Source organism: Vibrio sabulosilitoris (assembly GCF_055391395.1).
In genome coordinates, this window is sequence record NZ_AP029600.1 from 79,427 (window position 1) to 95,688 (window position 16,262).

Here is a 16,262-nt window from a genome sequence, read left to right on the forward strand (position 1 = left end):
GGAGCGCAGAGAAACTCAAGCTTGCATAATAAAAACGACGCTGAAGCATCAGCGCCGTTTTCACTATCTATTTTAAACAAAAGCCTAAGTTAGCTTGCGTTAGCATCTTCTTCGTTTTGACTGGCCAAGAGGACTTCTTGTTCACGAAGCCAGTTGTTTAGCTCGTCACGCTTGGCAGTGAATTTCGCCATTTCGTTTTTTGGCACTGAGGTTGCCATTGGAATGTCGGCAGTCACTGGGTTCACAGGGCGGCCACGAACAATCAACTCATAGTGAATATGTGGTCCGGTCACTCGGCCCGTTGCCCCTGCTAGGCCAATGCGCTGACCACGCTTAACAGCTTGCCCTTGCTTGACCAAAATTTTGCTTAGGTGCAAATAGCGCGTCTTATAGGTGGTACCGTGCTGAATAACCACATATTTACCAGCATAAGGGTGATTACGCGTCATTGCCACCACGCCATCACCCGTCGAAACGATCGGAGTACCAGTCGGCGTAGCCCAGTCTGCGCCGTTGTGCGGCGATACACGCCCTGTCACAGGGTGTTTGCGATTCGGATTAAAGCTAGAACTCAAGCGATAATTGCCATCCATTGGTTTGCGACGGAATGCACGCTGCAGGCTTTCACCATCCTTATCGTAATATTGGCCATCGCTATGCAAGTAAGCCGTGATTTCGCGGCCACGGTTAAATATACGCACTGCCTGAACTTCTGAATTACCAGTCAACTTGCCTTGGTAGTACTGTCTCGCTTGCACAATCTCAAAACGATCACCTGCACGCAGATCGCGGGAGAAGTTGAGCTTATCTTTAAGCAAGCCAACCACATTCTCAATCTCAGTATTGCCCATTCCCGCGCCATTCACTGACTGCGAAAAACTACCATGGATCTCACCAATATAGGCCCGGTTTTGCCATTCACCTGGCTCTTCTTGGCGCTCATAATCAAAGCTGCCATCGTCGAGTTTGGTGAAAATCACCTTATCAACTGGGTTGAACTCGAGCATCATCTTACTCAGACGATGCTGTTCACCACTCCAAAAGCGTAAGGTGTTGCCTGGGCGCAGGGTATCGAGAGACAGGAAGTTTACGTCTGTCTCTTGAACGCGCATCATCTCTTGATAACCGAATCCAAGTTTATTAAAGATGGTGCTTAGGTTGTCACCCTTTTGGATGACATACTCATAATCGGGGTAGTCGGGTACGTCGATCACCTCTGCCTCAGCTTGGGCTGAGAGTGATAGAGGCTCAACATTGAGGGTTATCACTTGTGGCTGGCCTGACTCTGGCACAAATCCAAGTACACCAGCGAGCAAGATTGGTGAAGAACACAGAGCAAGCTTCTGTTTATAGCTCAATCTCACAAAACGTTTAGTAAAATCTTTGAAAAACACATCAATATCGTCAAAAAGTTAGGAATTACCCGATGTCCTGGTAACTGTTATGTTAAGAAACCTCAGGACTAAAACCCAGTAAGAATATCTGTTTTTCAATAAAAAGTCATTGTTACATTGAGAATCAAAACGTATGTCACACAATTGAAATGAGGCTATTTATCGCTAAATGTGCCGTTTATGCTGACAAACAACTGTTTTTCAGCCTTTTCTTGCGGATCCTCAGCCAGTGCCTGTCCGGGAGCGTATTGCTGGTAATTGACCGTTAATGAATGACCTTCCAGCGACAGCGCCTTTGGGACAATGCGATCACCGAGAAAATAGCTGTCAAGAGCCACAAGCCGAGTTTGTTGCTGATCGACACCAAAAGAAGCCAAGTAGTAAAAATGCCCGCTGCCTTGATTGGACACCACCACCACGGCAATAAAGCCTCGTCCAAGTGCCAACTCCATGGCGACAATGGGCGTAAACAACAAGCCAGCTTGTCCTCGCTCCTGACCAGAGTCGTAATCCCCAAGCGCTAATGCAGTGTCGAGGTCAATGCGATTGAAGACGACGTTGGCGTTAGTCTCGGGAACCGGCATGACCAGTGCCCCCGGTAAAGAGAGATCAAAGACCGCTTTTACGACCGGATTAGCCTCTTGGGCAGGAATAAACTGCGCGACTATCTGCTCATCACTAAGGGAAAAGCGATAAACAGCGGCTACACTCACTATCACAAGCAAAGCAAGTGGAATAAACAACAGTACTGGCATAGAGAAGATTCGTCGTCCCATCGCGGTCTCCAATAAGCGAATGTTATAAAATACGTTACCTGAGTAGTAAATAAATGAAAAGCGGACGCTTTCACTTTTTTGCAACATATTACTCTGAATAGTTAGCAAAAAAGCGTGAATATCTATTGCCAGTGCACCTAGATTGCATATATTATCTGCGCCCATGACTAAAAGCAGAATTTTAGTGCATAAGTATTCCCAGATAGGCAATCACCATTAATTAGCGGTAACACGAGTCACGCCATGCAAGATCACGCATCTATACTTGAGAAAAAACACAAAAAATCCACCCTATGGGTGTTTTTGATCCCATCACTGATCGGCCTATTCCTGTTTATGGCACCGATCAGCTTTAATGGTGACCTAACCATCCCCGTAGCCGTGCTAGCTAAATCACTGCAAGCCGCCATGGGCAACATTATTGTGCCATTGATCACCGCCATCATTGCCTTTATGGCGCTGGCCTCGGTCCTGTACCGCTTTGTAAAGCCGCGTTTCATTGCTAACAACGCATTCGTCGATGGACTGCTTTCACCCTCGCCACTGTGGCTCGCAGTGCGTGTAATTGGTGGTATCGCGGTCGTCATGACCTACCTGCAAATAGGACCTGAGGCGATCTGGCACGAAGACACTGGCAGTTTGGTGTTGGAAGACTTACTGCCAACGCTATTCTCAGTGTTTATCTTTGCCGGTCTGCTACTGCCGTTTCTGCTGAACTTTGGCCTGCTTGAGCTTTTCGGTACACTGCTAAGTAAGGTGATGCGCCCAATCTTCAACCTGCCGGGCCGTAGTGCGATAGACTGCATTGCCTCTTGGCTTGGTGATGGTAGCGTGGGCATCCTAATGACCAGCAAGCAGTATGAGCAGAAGTTCTACACTCAACGCGAAGCAGCGATTGTCGGTACCACCTTCTCAGCCGTATCGATTACATTCAGCCTGGTTGTGATTGCACAAGTTGAGCTTGAGTATCTTTTCCTGCCATTTTACGGCGCAGTTTGCCTAGCAGGCCTAGTGGCGGCAATCATCGTGCCACGCTTACCACCATTGAGCCGTAAGCAAGACCTATACATTGATGGCAGTGCGCCAAACAAAGATGACAATGTCATCCCTGAAGGCCAAACTACGTGGTCGTGGGGCCTTAAGCTTGCTATGTTCAAAGCAAGCCAAGTGAAATCAGCCAAATCGGTTGCTAGCGAAGGGATCAAGAACGCAGTTGACATGGTGTTTGGCGTATTGCCCGTTGTCATGGGCCTAGGTACCATTGCCCTAGTCATTGCAGAATACACCTCAGTCTTCTCATTCCTAGGTCAGCCTTTTATTCCTTTCCTAGAGCTATTAGGCGTACCAGAGGCCGTACAAGCGTCTCAAACCATCGTCGTGGGCTTTGCAGATATGTTTATCCCAGCAATCCTAGCTGCTTCTATCGATAGCGAAATGACCCGCTTCGTTATCGCAGCCATGTCAGTCACTCAGCTGATCTACATGTCAGAAGTCGGCGCCCTACTACTAGGCAGCAAAATCCCAGTCAACATTGGCGAGCTGTTTATTATCTTTATCCTGCGCACACTAGTCACCCTACCTGTGATTGCCGGTGTCGCGCATCTCATTTTCTAACTGAGTAACACGAACCAAATTAAGCCCAGCAGTTGCTGGGCTTAATTTTAGGTGCGGAGTTCGAGGACACTTCGTTTCTAGGAGCGAGTGTATTCCCAAAACCTGAAATTAATCATACCTCGTAAACCCCCAGAACACTCTCTGTAAATTCTCCCATTACCAGCGCATAAAAACACCGCCTGCCCCCAAGAAACGTCTCGCTCCTCGAAAAGCAACACCCATCCTCGCCTCGCCCCCGCCCCTTAGCTTTACTCGCGGCCAATTGAACCCAGACACTGTCCCAAAACTACCAGCAAGCAAGAAACACCTCGCTCCTCGCAGGGCATCGCCCGTACTCGAACCCCGCCCCTGTGTCTTATTCGTGCCACTTGAGTCAAAATAATGCCTCAGACTACAAACGCCCAAAAAAGTCTCACTCCTCGTAGGGCAACGCCCGTACTCAAGCCTCGCTCCTTGGTTTTATTCCCCCAAAACCCGCAGGAGGCTGCTTGAGCCCAAACATCCCCCCAAACTACATGCGCGCGAGAAACACCTCGCTTATGTGGACTCCCCCTTGTCAACAGCAGTAATTAACAAATAAAGAATAAATGCGTGCTTATGTACGAGCTCTGATTGAGAAGCTATCTCTGGCTCTGTGATATTTACGCGAACTCGTGGTCAACTCTCCTCGCGAGCTTAATGCTCCTAGCGAGATACTGACTCTACGAGCTGATTTTCATCTTTTATTGAGCATTACTGTTGTTTAACGCTTTAAGCCTCTAAAGGCTCGGCTTTGTATTCGGTATTTTTGGTTAGCATAGAGAACGCTGTTCTGACTGTTTTATTTGCTAAAGCCACAGCAGCACAGCGCTTTCCTCGTCGCTCAACCAACTGTTGGATCCACTGTTCTTTTTTGGTTCTGGCTTCGCGGCGCATTACTTGATTTATCACCGACATCGCTCCACTCACCAAGTAGCTCCTAACCATTTTATTTTTGACATACTTACCTATGGAGCCCAGTTTGGTCTTACCACCAGAAGAGTGCTGTATTGGGGTCAAGCCAATACAAGCTGCTGCATCACGCCCTGTTTTGAAAAAACCCATCTCGCCACAACCAAGAGAAATATATAGATTAATCGCATTCAAAGGGCCTACACCCTCTATCGCCATAAGCTTTTTGCATTCCTTCTGCCTATGTGCAGCTTTTTCTATACAGCTATCATATTGGTCGACGTTTTCAACATGGGTTAAATACTGTTGCCAGGCCGTATTAAGTGCCACCCTAAATTCACTAGAAAAACCATTCTCTGCATCTTCTAGAGCCGATGCAACAACACCGTTTATTCCCCCTTTACTCGGCGAAATACGGATATTGAACTCGAGTAATAGAGAAGAGAGTTGATTGAGACTGGCGACCTTGTGTTTCACTGCAAGGTCTCGTAGGCGAATAAGGCTTTGCTTCTCTTGTTGCTCTTTAGATTTGCCATTAATAAACTGAATATCAGTAACTTGCGAAGCCTGAACGATAGCTAATGCATCATTCTTATCGGTCTTTTGGTTTTGTCGAATACTGGCAACCAGCTTAGCTGAAATGAGTCTGGCATCATGCCCGCACGCTATAGCTTGTTGCTTCCAGTAGTTAGAGGTGCCACACGCTTCGAAAACGATGGTCATCGGTTTAGACGTTATAAGCCAGTGGTTAAAATCCTGAGGTGTCATTGCCTTATTGGAACGCACTTTGCTGTGTTGCGTAACACAAACTTGGATTTCACTCTTTGCTAAATCAACACCAGATACTATACGTTTCATATTGGACTCCTTTTAACATTTAGGCTTTACAACTCAAATGTTAGTCAACCTTTCGGGGTTGGGGGAGTCCAATTATCTCCCCTCGAAGGGCAACGCCCGTCCCCGCACCTCGAAACCTTTGTTTTAGGTATAAAAAAGCCCCTCATCAAGAGGGGCAAAGTTACCATCGCTTATAGTTATAGTGTTATATGCCAGTAAATGCGATTAGCCGAAGTCACCGTTTACGTAACCCTGAGTGCGATCATCGCTTGGGTTACTAAAGATAACTGCGGTGTCGTTATGCTCAACAAGCTCACCCATTAGGAAGAATGCGGTGCGGTCAGAGATACGACGCGCCTGCTGCATTGAGTGAGTTACGATAACGATCGTGTAGTTTTTCTTAAGCTCTTCCATCAGCTCTTCGATTTTGTGGGTTGCGATTGGGTCAAGCGCAGAGGTTGGTTCATCCATTAGGATGACGTCCGGTTCCATCGCAATCGTACGTGCAATACATAGACGCTGCTGCTGACCACCAGAAAGGCCAAAGGCGTGAGACTTAAGACGGTCTTTCACCTCATCCCAAAGCGCTGCGCCACGTAGTGAACGCTCAACCACTTCATCGATGTGTTTCTTGTCTTTGATACCTTGAGCACGTAGACCGTACGCTACGTTCTCGTAGATGCTCATTGGGAACGGGTTTGGTTTCTGGAATACCATGCCAACCTTGATACGCAGGTCAGCGACATCGATGTTGCCGTAGATGTCTGTGCCATCCATCTCAAGCTTACCGGTGATCTTAACGCCCTCAATCAGGTCATTCATGCGGTTCAAGCAGCGCAGTAGCGTTGATTTACCACAGCCTGAAGGGCCGATAAGCGCCGTTACTTGCTTAGTTGGGATCGGTAGGTTGATCGCTTTTAGTGCTTGGTTGTCGCCGTAGAATAGGTCTAGGTTTTCAATATCAAACTTGTTCATTGTCTTAATCTCTTAAATCTTAAATTCGTGTCTAGATTGCTATGCGTAATTAGTAATATGCGTAATTAGTAAGTTGCCGTATTGAAGCGGCTCGCAATCAGCTTAGTAATCATGTTGATCAGAAGTACTACAACGATAAGCACTGTGGCCGTACCGTAAGCTTGGTTCCACTCTTCAATAGAGAACAGCTCAGTAGTCAACTTAAATAGGTGAACCGTTAGCGTACGACCTGAATCGAATAGTGAGTCAGGAATACGCGCAACCATACCCGCTGTAAGGAATACAGGAGCAGATTCACCGATGACACGACCAATACTTAGAATGACCGAGGTTAAGATACCTGGCATTGCGCTTGGCAAGATCAAACGCCAGATAGTGTAAATTTTTGAAGCGCCAAGGCCGTATGAGCCCTCACGGTAGGTTTGTGGTACTGCCATCAATGCTTCTTCGGTAGTACGGATGATAACCGGCAGGATCAAGATACTTAACGTCAGTGCACCCGATAGGATCGAGAAGCCAAAGCCAAGAATCGTGACAAAGAAGGTCATACCGAATAGACCGAAGATGATCGACGGAATACCCGCCAGTGATTCCGTACAGAAACGGATCACTTTTACCAAACGGCTGCCCACTTTAGCGTACTCAGTGAGATAGATTGCCGTCATAATGCCCAGAGGCGCAGCCACCGCAATCGAGGCGATAACCATGTAAATCGTCGAGACAATCATTGGGAAGATACCCTGACTGTCACCAGTACGCGTGTAGTCACCGGTAATAAATGCCCAATCTACGTGTTGTAGACCGTTAGCAAGGATGTACCAGATAATCCAGAATAGGAAGCCCACAGTCGCTGCTGCTGCTGCCCATACAAAGCCATTAAGAATCTTGTCTTTAAAGTCTCGTGACTGCTTTAGTTTTACGCGATCCATAGTTCTTATCTCGCTTTCTCACGGTTTAGGTATAGAAGAGCAGCATTCAACATCATGATGAACACTAGAAGTACAACACCGGTTGCATAAAGTGCGTTAGCGTGCACACCACTTGCGTATGACATCTCAATCGCGATGTTTGCTGTTAGCGTACGTGCTGAGTCAAGTAGGCCCTCAGGCATCGCTGGCGCGTTACCCATTACCATGATGATTGCCATGGTTTCACCCAGTGCACGACCAATACCCAAGATTACGCCAGTCATAATGCCTGAGCGCGCTGCTGGGACAAGAAGCTTAAAGATGGTATAGATTTTTGAAGCGCCAAGCGCCAGTGAGCCTTCTTTGTAAGTACGAGGCACTGCGCGGATAGACGTCTCAGAAACGGTGATTACGGTTGGTAGAATCATTACACCCAGAACAATGATACCGGCAAGGATGGTGTTACCTGCAGGCACATTAAAGATCTGTTGAATCAGCGGCACGATGATGACCAGGCCGAAGAAGCCGTAAACCACCGATGGGATACCCGCCAGTAGCTCAACCGCTGGACGGATAATGTTAGCGACACGCTTTGGTGCGATTTCTGCAATAAAGATGGCGGTCAGTACGCCGATTGGCACGCCAACAATCACAGCGCCTAGCGTCGATACCAGTGAAGCAACAATCATGGTTGCAACACCGTAAAGTGCTGGTGGTAGCCAGTGTTGGCCCATAACGATGCCCGCAACACCCACTTGTTGGAATGCTGGGATACTCTCACGCACGATGAAGTACGCGATGATCGCTAGGGATACGATACCGATAACAGCACTGGTTAAGAACAGGCCGTGGAAAATACGTTCTCTCCAGTCAACGCGCTTTTGCTCGCGTAAACCAGATTTGTTGATAGCATTAGCTTCAGAGTTCATAAGCTTTTCACTACTAGATGCGATGGTCATATTAAAATTCTCAAAATCGAAACAGTTATCGAAAGAGATGGAAAAGGCTCAGCCCAAAATGCGGGCTGAGCAACTTAATTTTTACTGTATAGTCTGCTGATTATTGAGCAGAGATGTAGCCTTTAGACTCAGCTAGAGATTGCGCTTCAGATGCAACCATCCAGTCTAGGAATTTTTGCGCTTCAGCAGAAGGCTGGCCTTCTTTGTAAAGAACTAGGAAAGGACGAGCAACTTTGTAAGAGCCGTTCTTAACGTTGTCTACAGACGCTTCAACACCGTCGATAGGTAGTGCGTTAACTGTTGCGTCAACTGTACCTAGAGAGATGTAACCGATAGCGTATGGGTTAGAAGCAACCATAGTTTTTAGAGCACCGTTGCCGTTAGCAACTTGAGCGCGCTGAGAGATAGCAGTAACGGTTACGTCACCGATTTTTTGTTTAAGGTCCATGATGTCTTCGAATGCACCACGAGTACCAGATGCTGTATCACGTGTAACCGCAACGATTGGCTTGTCTTCGCCACCAACTTCTTTCCAGTTAGCGACTTCGCCTTTGTAGATTGCAGTTACTTGCTCAGCTGTTAGGCCTTCGATGTTGTTGTTTGGGTTAACGACAACAGCGATACCGTCTAGAGCAACAGTTAGTTCAACGAGAGACGGCTCTTTTTCATCTTCTTTAAGAGCACGTGAAGACATACCTAGGTCAGCAGTGCCTGCTTTTGCAGCACGAACACCAGCTGAAGAGCCAGGGCCTTGTACTTCGATGAAAACGTTGTTGTTCGTCTTCATGTATGTTTCAGAGAAAACTTCCATCAGTGGAGTTACGCTGCTAGAACCTACTGCAGAGATGGTTTCTTTAGCAGAAACAGGAGTCACTGCCATTGCGCCTAGAAGTGCGATTGCACCGATTACTGTCTTTTTCATCACAAAATTCCTTTGTTGGCATCATTGCCGTTGTTTACATGAACGATGCACACTTTAGGCTGCGAATATGACAGTTATGTTTCAGTAAATTGAAGTCTCGGTGACATGTGACACATAGATGACCATGTGTCATTTTGAGATCTTGTGCCCATCTCGTATTGTTAAAAGGGGGCTAGAATCACGAAATAGAAGCCATGATGTTAAATGAATGTTTCCAATCATTTAACTAAGGCTCTTAACCAAGCGCTTTAAAATCAACTCAAGTCATTGTTATAGATAGAATTTAACAGCTTTATGGCTTGACGCCATCAAATGGACGCCACTGTGCACGTTGTAAACTTTACGAATGAGTTGTTGCTAGCTTGAACTAACACACAGATCAGACTGAACTCGTTACATCAATTTCAATGCTCAAATTAGTACAAAAAACCACCACTCATGGTGCCAAAAAACCTAAGAAAAACTGAAATTTTTTTATTGTGAACGGCTATTTTTTGCCCTTATTAGCCGTGAGATTTGTCAAGATCACCTCGCAGAGAGGACAGCAAATACAAAAAAGGTGGCCAACGGGCCACCTTTTTGATGCTTAAAGTTGATTACTCATCGTCAACTTTTGGTGCAACTTTCTTTTTCGGTACAAAAACAGCGTCACCCACTGCAACGTTCTGATAAAAACCTTTATCCCGCTTGGCAGGTTGCTTCTTCGCTACACGCTTATTAGTGCCTTTAGTCTTGCGAGGGTCGGCTTTCTTCTTGCGGAAGTCAGGCTTACGTGGCTTGATACCTTTAAACTTACCCTTCAGTCCTTCGAGTTCAGAGAAACTCAGGTCCTGTTGCAAGTAAGTCTCAACCCGTTTAAAACTCGCCCAGTCTTTAGGGCCCACCAAAGAGATAGCATCACCTTTATTACCCGCACGACCAGTACGCCCAACACGATGCACATACTCTTCGGTATGCTTTGGCATATCAAAGTTAATCACATGGGTCACATTGGCGATATCCAAACCCCGTGACGCGACATCGGTGGTCACCAAGATCTTGAACACTGCACGCTCAAACTGACTCATGATCGTATTACGCTGAGTCTGATTCAGATTGCCGCTCAGAGCAACAGCCTTGAGTTTCTTTTCATTCAACTTGACGGTTAGGCGCTCGGTATCATCACGTGTCGCAGTAAAGATGATGACTTGGCGATACTCTGCCTCCTCCAAGACACGCTCTAAGATGGCTTCTTTATGGTCGAGGTGATCACAAAGATAGAAGCGCTGAGTAATGTCCTTGTGTTCTTCATTTGATACGCCAATCGCAATACGCTTTGGATTATCGAGCATCTCTGCCGCAATATCATTGACCTCAGCATGGTCCAGCGTTGCAGAGAACATCAACGTTTGACGGCGACGATGCTTAGCGGCGTTGTGAATGCGGCGCAGCTCTGGAGCAAAGCCGAGATCCAACATACGGTCCGCTTCATCGAGGATCAGCGTATCTAGGCCATCGAGAAATAATGAGCGGTGTTCAAGGTGGTCAGCCAAACGCCCTGGCGTCGCTACAATAAACTTCGGATAGCGGCGTAGAGCTTTAACTTGATCATTGAAGTTCTCACCACCGAGAATCAAGGTTGCTTCATAAGAGAGACCAGCGAGCATTGAACGCAGTTCGCCATAAACCTGCTTGGCCAACTCACGCGTCGGCGCCAAAATCACGGCACGAGGATCTTTCGCAGAGAAGGCTTTGGTCTTGAGTGATTTGTGTAACATCGGTAACACAAAAGCCAGTGTCTTACCCGACCCTGTCTTTGACGACGCCAACAAGTCCTTACCTGCAATCACCACCGGCACTGCCTTCTGTTGGATCTCCGTTGGCTTACGGAAATCAAAGTGATTGAGTGTCTTTAAAAGGCGATTATCAAGGCCCAAATCTTTAAACTGCAAAAGCTATCTCCAAGGAAAGAATAAAAAGCGCGTCATAGTACATCAAAACGTACTTTGACCCAAATCTAGTTCGATTGTAGTCTCTTCCAGTGAAAATGCAGCTTGAGGTTGCTTGAGTATATGATCTTCACTACTTAACTATCTAATAGTCATTAACTTTTTCACTTGGGTAGCAACACTAGGGCAAAAGATCGACTGTAATAGCCAAAATTCTTATCAAATGTGAGAACTTGGTCAATTTATTGACGCAACTCTTAAATTCTTGGTTTTTTTTAACTTTTCTGACCTTTGTGTTACGTAGGAAACTGTCTACACTTGCTATGTCACTATATGAAAAGAATGTATAGGGCGTTATTTGATACCAAAATCCATGCAAGGAGTTCATGATGAACAAAATGTTAATCGCAGCTGCGGCGTCTTCTGTACTTCTACTAGCGGGCTGTGCATCAGGTCCAGATGAGGAAACCACTGCTCAACTAAACGAACTAAACGCACAAGTTAGCCAACTAAGCCAAGAAGTATCTTCAATGAAGGCTATGCAAAATGCTGATATGCAGAAAGTTGCTGATGCAGCAATGTCTGCTCAAAGAGAAGCGGCGCGAGCTAACGAGCGCATCGATAACATCGCGCAGTCATACACTAAGTAAGCGGTTGTCATCCTTCAAACTCAAAAAAAGAGCCTCATAACGGCTCTTTTTTATTGTCACTAGATCCCAACGATAAGGGCCGCTTAATACTTGAGCAGTCTAAAGCTGGGGAGCAACTACCTCAATAGGGACGCCGTTCTGCGCCCGCAACACCGAGTTTGCCTTGCTTGCAGAGAGCTCATATTCCTCCAGCCACCACTGCAATTCAATCGGTAATTCGAGTGTCTTTTTAGAGCCATCACTGCGCGTCAAAGGCTCGTGCGCTTCAATAAACACGCTGCGATCAGGCTCCAGAGTCATTTTGATTGGCTCATTGATGATCCTAACCTGTGTGCCACGCTCGACTTGGTGAAATAGCCACTCGATATCTTTCGGCTCCATACGGATACATCCTGCACTCACCCTCAGCCCGATACCAAACTCTTTATTGGTACCGTGGATCAGATACTCACCGTTGCCATAAGCAAGTCGCATCGCGTACTCGCCTAGTGGATTGTCAGGACCTGCTTGGACAACCGCCGGCAGCTCTATTCCCTTGGCAAGATAGTCTCTTCGTACAGATTGTGGCGGTGTCCAGGTTGGTGCCTCTCGCATTTGACTGATACGCGTGGTCATCTCTGGAGTATCACGGCCTACTCGACCTATACCGACGGGAAAGATGTGTACAATCTCTTCCTCTGGCTCAAAATAGTACAAACGCAGCTCGGCCAGGTTAATCACAATCCCGGTCCGCTCCACTTGTGGCAAAATGATCTCACTCGGTATGGTCAGGACATGCTCAGCCTGTGGTAAGAAAGGGTCCACACCTTTGTTTGCGGCAGTTAAAGACAGAAAGCCCACATCATAATGTTTGGCAATGTTCGCTAGTGTCTCGCCCTGCTCTACAACATGATACTGAGTACGACCAACAAGACTGCTTCCTTCCGGAGGCAGACTGTAGGCTGCAGACAGCGCAGATGTGCTGACCAGCCAGCACAGAGACAAGCAGTTACGTAGCTTCATTCGACATCCTTTGCTTGTTTATACGCCGCTAAGGTTATCTCTCTTTCTGCTTTGTGATCAACTATTGGCGACGGATAATCAAGGCCACCGAATCCACTCCACAGCCAAGGTGTGTGGACATATCGTGTAGGCACTTGTTTTAGCTCAGGTATCCAGTGACAGACAAAATCACCCCCAGGGTCAAATCTTTCTCCCTGGCTAGTGGGGTTAAAGATACGAAAGTAGGGCTGACCATCGCAACCGGTGGAGGCACACCATTGCCAGCCGCCATTGTTGGAAGCAAAATCACCATCAATCAATTGCGTCATAAAGTAGTGCTCGCCCTTGCGCCAATCAATATGCAAATCTTTGGTTAAAAAGCTCGCCACCACCATCCTCAATCGATTATGCATCCACCCCGTTTGGTTTAGCTGGCGCATCGCGGCATCGACAATCGGGTAGCCAGTTCTCCCCAGTTGCCATGCCAGTAGGTGTTGCTCAGACTCTCTCCACTTGACGTTGGCTCCCCAAGCAATAAAGTCTTGATGCTGGCAGAGACGTGGCTCGAAGTAGACTAGGTGTTGATAAAAATCTCGCCAGATAAGCTCGCTAAGCCACACCTCTCCCCCCTGCTCTTGGTGTTGCCCATTGACAGCCATGCGAGCAACGCACTGCCTGACTGAGAGTGCGCCTATCGCTAGGTAGGGTGATAGGCGACTGGTAGAGTCCAGAGAAGGAAAGTCACGCTCTTGGTGATAATCCTCAACCCTGTGCTGACAGAATTCACGCAATCGCGCACGGATTGCTGAGGTAGTCACCCCCCAGTCATCACTGGCTTGACGTGGATAGCTAAACGATGAAGTTTGACGGTCGAGCAGGGGCCAGTCAGCCTTGGTCACCGCAATATGGCTAGCCGGTTTATTCTTGACGATTTGCGCGGGCTGCCATTGCGATAGAAGGGCTTTTTTAAACGGGGTAAAGACTTTGAAATAGTGCCCTTGTTTATTGATCACGCTCCCTGGCACCATTAGGCAGCGGTCGTGATAAAGGGTCACATCAACATTGGCTTCAAGCAAGGCAGATTGGAGGGCTTGGTCACGCTCGACCTCATTCAACTCATACTCGCGATTTGCATGGACACCAGTCACGTCATGAGCGCGACACAATGAAGCGATGCGCGCCACCGCGGTTCGGAAATCCGTTTCTTCAACGTAGAGTAGTGGCACATTAAGTTGTGCTAAGTCTTGTTGCAGTTCAAACAGGCGGCGCCAAATCAAGTCTGCTTGACGATGAGAGAGGCCATGTCGCTGCCACTGCACAGGTGTCGCAACGTACACCGCCATCACGGCTTCACCACTTGCCAAAGCACCGGAGAGCGCAGGATTGTCGTCTACGCGCAAGTCTCGCCGAAGCCACACTAAGTGCATCCCAGTTTTCCTATGTCAAATGTTCAATCATTGGTGAGCAGTGTAGCTGCTCTCCCCATTGGCTCTTAAGACGTTGTACGCCATCTTTCAGGTTCTCGGTCAACGCTCGGTTTGAAAACAGAGCAACGCTATCAAACGGCCATTTCACATCGATAAGTCCCGTGACATCCTCAACGCCATCGAGCATGGTCACACGCTGACCTCGCTCAGCGACCTTCAAGCAGTAAAGCCAAGCAAAAGTATTACCCGCAACGTCCAGATTAACCACCAGTGTGTGGCCGCGGTGCGCGGCCTTGTTTTCAGACTCGATGATAGAGCTTAAACGATTGAGCATCACACTCTGGAACAGAGCACGCTGCAGGGTGCGACTGCTGCCTTTGACCCGAATCAATGCCTCCATCACAGGTTCGATCAACAGGCTCTCAACATGTTGCAAGGGGTATTCCTTAAAAACCGAGGTAATAATGGCGTCAACTTTGCCACTTTTTAGTTGTGCAAGAGCAGACAGCACCGCTTCTACCTGCTCAATAGCTTGAGGGGGCTGGTTAGGATCAGGTGCAATGTCAGGATTACCCAACAGTTCTTTAACCTTACCTATTGCCACTCCTTTAGCCAGCCAGCCCTGAATTTCTCTTATGATCTCGAGATGGCGGTCGGTGTAAAGGCGATGCCCTTTCTCTGTTCGCTCTGGCTGGATCAGGCTGTAGCGCCTCTGCCAGGCACGTAGAGTGACGGGCTTGACGCCAGTCAGTTCTGACACCTCCCTTATGGCGTACTTTTTGTCGTCAAAAGCCTTTTTTTCTTCATAAGCCATAGCGTAGCCGTAACTCCTGTGGGTAAGGTTCTAGGTACTTCTGATTGGCAAGGTAGTCATCAGGGTAGGTACTTAAATAATGCTTAATCAGCGTCAGCGGCGCCAGAAGAGGCAGCAGCCCCGTTCGGTAGTCATCAATGACCTTGGCCAGCTCCGCTTTTTGCGGTTTATCCAGACTGCGTTTGAAGTAGCCCTGGATATGCATTAAAACATTGGTGTTATTCTTGCGACTGGCGCGGTTTTTCATCGCATTCATAAACTCCAGTCGATACTTGGTGAAAAACTCCTGTGTCGAGTAGTCTTTGATGTTTGCCACCAATTGCCCTAACGAACGATAGGAGTCAGGGTGGTGCGCCATGAGCGTCAGTTTGTAACGCGAGTGAAAAGCGACGATCTTGCCACGGGTGACCTCATCCCCCATTGAGTGATACAAATCCTGCAGGCTGTAGATGCGTGAGATAAAGTTTTCGCGCAATACTGGGTCGTTAAGGCGCCCGTCTTCTTCTATTGGCAGCCAAGGCATTCTCCGCATCAAGATCTCGGTGTACATACCCACGCCCTCTTTGTCAGCACGTTTGTTCTTATACACCTTGACACGCTCCATCCCGCAAGTGGGGGATTTCGCGCAGACGATATAACCACACAAAGACTCCTGGTTGAGGCGGTCAACTTGAGCATTAGAGAAATCGATCATCAAGTCGGTGTAGTCTTTTGTCTCGTCTTTGGTTTCCACTAAGGCGATGCGCTCATCGTTTGAAATCAGGCGGATCGTAGGCCTTGGTACTGAGAGCCCAATGCCGACTTCGGGACAAACCGAAATGAATTCGAGATAGGAGGATAGCTCTTTGGTCACAAAGTTGCTGATTTTGTGACCAGAGTCAAATCTTACCTTTTCACCAAGGACACAAGAACTGATACCCACTTTTGCTTTTGTCGCCAACATGCTGCACCTCATGTACAAGCTATCATTTTGTACAAGTATTGTTGGTCATTTGTTATTTGTACAGTTTTTTTGCTTGTACAACTAAAAACACAGAAGCGGGAGGCGAGATCGGGCGTTGCCCTGCGAGAGGCGAGGAGTTTACGGCGCGTTGGGAGTCTCCACTTTATGAATCAAAGTATTGTCGATTGACCGTTAAAAAATAAC

The 16,262-nt window shown here is 47.5% G+C and carries 14 protein-coding genes; 2 read left to right on the forward strand and 12 right to left on the reverse strand.

All coding sequences use genetic code 11. The features are described 5' to 3' along the window. Positions 1-89 precede the first annotated feature (89 nt). Together ACZ5R2_RS16320 and ACZ5R2_RS16325 are read right to left on the reverse strand one after the other, a co-directional pair. Positions 90-1,394 (reverse strand): peptidoglycan DD-metalloendopeptidase family protein, encoded by a 1,305-nt coding sequence (locus ACZ5R2_RS16320; protein ID WP_464903519.1) that lies wholly within the window; start codon positions 1,392-1,394, stop codon positions 90-92. Positions 1,395-1,549: 155 nt separating this feature from the next. Next, positions 1,550-2,170 carry a hypothetical protein gene (locus ACZ5R2_RS16325; RefSeq protein WP_464919460.1) on the reverse strand — a complete coding sequence of 207 codons (621 nt, stop codon included), beginning with the start codon at positions 2,168-2,170 and terminating at the stop codon, positions 1,550-1,552. Between the two features lie 243 nt (positions 2,171-2,413). Here ACZ5R2_RS16325 and ACZ5R2_RS16330 point away from each other — a divergent pair, with 243 nt between their 5' ends. Then, positions 2,414-3,784, forward strand: a complete 1,371-nt coding sequence (locus ACZ5R2_RS16330) for a YjiH family protein (protein ID WP_464903517.1) — start codon at positions 2,414-2,416, stop codon at positions 3,782-3,784. 750 nt (positions 3,785-4,534) lie between these two features. Here ACZ5R2_RS16330 and ACZ5R2_RS16335 read toward each other — a convergent pair. The 6 genes from ACZ5R2_RS16335 to ACZ5R2_RS16360 form a co-directional block, all read right to left on the reverse strand. Then, positions 4,535-5,572 carry an IS110 family RNA-guided transposase gene (locus ACZ5R2_RS16335; RefSeq protein WP_464900814.1) on the reverse strand — a complete coding sequence of 346 codons (1,038 nt, stop codon included), beginning with the start codon at positions 5,570-5,572 and terminating at the stop codon, positions 4,535-4,537. Positions 5,573-5,776: 204 nt separating this feature from the next. Then, the gene (pstB, locus tag ACZ5R2_RS16340) at positions 5,777-6,526 is read right to left on the reverse strand and encodes a phosphate ABC transporter ATP-binding protein PstB (protein ID WP_438456782.1); all 750 of its coding nucleotides are present in this window, start codon (positions 6,524-6,526) and stop codon (positions 5,777-5,779) included. Between the two features lie 65 nt (positions 6,527-6,591). Next, on the reverse strand, positions 6,592-7,455 hold the full coding sequence (gene pstA, locus ACZ5R2_RS16345; protein ID WP_464903516.1) for a phosphate ABC transporter permease PstA: 864 nt from the start codon (positions 7,453-7,455) through the stop codon (positions 6,592-6,594). Positions 7,456-7,460: 5 nt separating this feature from the next. Beyond that, positions 7,461-8,393, reverse strand: a complete 933-nt coding sequence (gene pstC / locus ACZ5R2_RS16350; protein WP_464903515.1) for a phosphate ABC transporter permease subunit PstC — start codon at positions 8,391-8,393, stop codon at positions 7,461-7,463. A gap of 100 nt (positions 8,394-8,493) precedes the next feature. Further along, entirely contained in the window at positions 8,494-9,315 is an 822-nt protein-coding gene (locus ACZ5R2_RS16355; protein WP_464903514.1) for a phosphate ABC transporter substrate-binding protein, read from the reverse strand. Between the two features lie 596 nt (positions 9,316-9,911). After that, positions 9,912-11,246: a DEAD/DEAH box helicase gene (locus ACZ5R2_RS16360; RefSeq protein WP_464903513.1), complete on the reverse strand. Its 1,335-nt coding sequence runs from the start codon at positions 11,244-11,246 to the stop codon at positions 9,912-9,914. Between the two features lie 386 nt (positions 11,247-11,632). Here ACZ5R2_RS16360 and ACZ5R2_RS16365 point away from each other — a divergent pair, with 386 nt between their 5' ends. Then, positions 11,633-11,893 (forward strand): Lpp/OprI family alanine-zipper lipoprotein, encoded by a 261-nt coding sequence (locus ACZ5R2_RS16365; RefSeq protein ID WP_438456777.1) that lies wholly within the window; start codon positions 11,633-11,635, stop codon positions 11,891-11,893. 99 nt (positions 11,894-11,992) lie between these two features. Here ACZ5R2_RS16365 and ACZ5R2_RS16370 read toward each other — a convergent pair whose 3' ends face one another. The 4 genes from ACZ5R2_RS16370 to ACZ5R2_RS16385 are packed head-to-tail and all read right to left on the reverse strand — an operon-like array spanning position 11,993 to position 16,058. Continuing rightward, a complete protein-coding gene (locus ACZ5R2_RS16370; RefSeq protein ID WP_464903512.1) occupies positions 11,993-12,895 on the reverse strand; it encodes a L,D-transpeptidase family protein in 903 nt (300 codons plus the stop codon). After that, positions 12,892-14,301 carry a deoxyribodipyrimidine photo-lyase gene (gene phrB, locus ACZ5R2_RS16375; RefSeq protein WP_464903511.1) on the reverse strand — a complete coding sequence of 470 codons (1,410 nt, stop codon included), beginning with the start codon at positions 14,299-14,301 and terminating at the stop codon, positions 12,892-12,894. The genes ACZ5R2_RS16370 and phrB overlap by 4 nt, the downstream gene beginning before the upstream one ends. A gap of 10 nt (positions 14,302-14,311) precedes the next feature. Then, entirely contained in the window at positions 14,312-15,115 is an 804-nt protein-coding gene (locus ACZ5R2_RS16380; protein WP_464903510.1) for a MerR family transcriptional regulator, read from the reverse strand. Further along, positions 15,105-16,058, reverse strand: a complete 954-nt coding sequence (locus tag ACZ5R2_RS16385; RefSeq protein ID WP_464903509.1) for a YbgA family protein — start codon at positions 16,056-16,058, stop codon at positions 15,105-15,107. The genes ACZ5R2_RS16380 and ACZ5R2_RS16385 overlap by 11 nt, the downstream gene beginning before the upstream one ends. Positions 16,059-16,262: the final 204 nt, after the last annotated feature.

Excerpts from the sequence above, each read along its gene's own strand:
- ACZ5R2_RS16325 (WP_464919460.1), bottom strand. The coding sequence starts at position 2,170 with ATGGGACGACGAATCTTCTCTATGCCAGTACTGTTGTTTATTCCACTT.
- ACZ5R2_RS16330 (WP_464903517.1), top strand. The coding sequence starts at position 2,414 with ATGCAAGATCACGCATCTATACTTGAGAAAAAACACAAAAAATCCACC.
- ACZ5R2_RS16335 (WP_464900814.1), bottom strand. The coding sequence starts at position 5,572 with ATGAAACGTATAGTATCTGGTGTTGATTTAGCAAAGAGTGAAATCCAA.
- pstB (WP_438456782.1), bottom strand. The coding sequence starts at position 6,526 with ATGAACAAGTTTGATATTGAAAACCTAGACCTATTCTACGGCGACAAC.
- pstA (WP_464903516.1), bottom strand. The coding sequence starts at position 7,455 with ATGGATCGCGTAAAACTAAAGCAGTCACGAGACTTTAAAGACAAGATT.
- pstC (WP_464903515.1), bottom strand. The coding sequence starts at position 8,393 with ATGACCATCGCATCTAGTAGTGAAAAGCTTATGAACTCTGAAGCTAAT.
- ACZ5R2_RS16355 (WP_464903514.1), bottom strand. The coding sequence starts at position 9,315 with ATGAAAAAGACAGTAATCGGTGCAATCGCACTTCTAGGCGCAATGGCA.
- ACZ5R2_RS16365 (WP_438456777.1), top strand. The coding sequence starts at position 11,633 with ATGAACAAAATGTTAATCGCAGCTGCGGCGTCTTCTGTACTTCTACTA.
- ACZ5R2_RS16370 (WP_464903512.1), bottom strand. The coding sequence starts at position 12,895 with ATGAAGCTACGTAACTGCTTGTCTCTGTGCTGGCTGGTCAGCACATCT.
- phrB (WP_464903511.1), bottom strand. The coding sequence starts at position 14,301 with ATGCACTTAGTGTGGCTTCGGCGAGACTTGCGCGTAGACGACAATCCT.
- ACZ5R2_RS16380 (WP_464903510.1), bottom strand. The coding sequence starts at position 15,115 with ATGGCTTATGAAGAAAAAAAGGCTTTTGACGACAAAAAGTACGCCATA.
- ACZ5R2_RS16385 (WP_464903509.1), bottom strand. The coding sequence starts at position 16,058 with ATGTTGGCGACAAAAGCAAAAGTGGGTATCAGTTCTTGTGTCCTTGGT.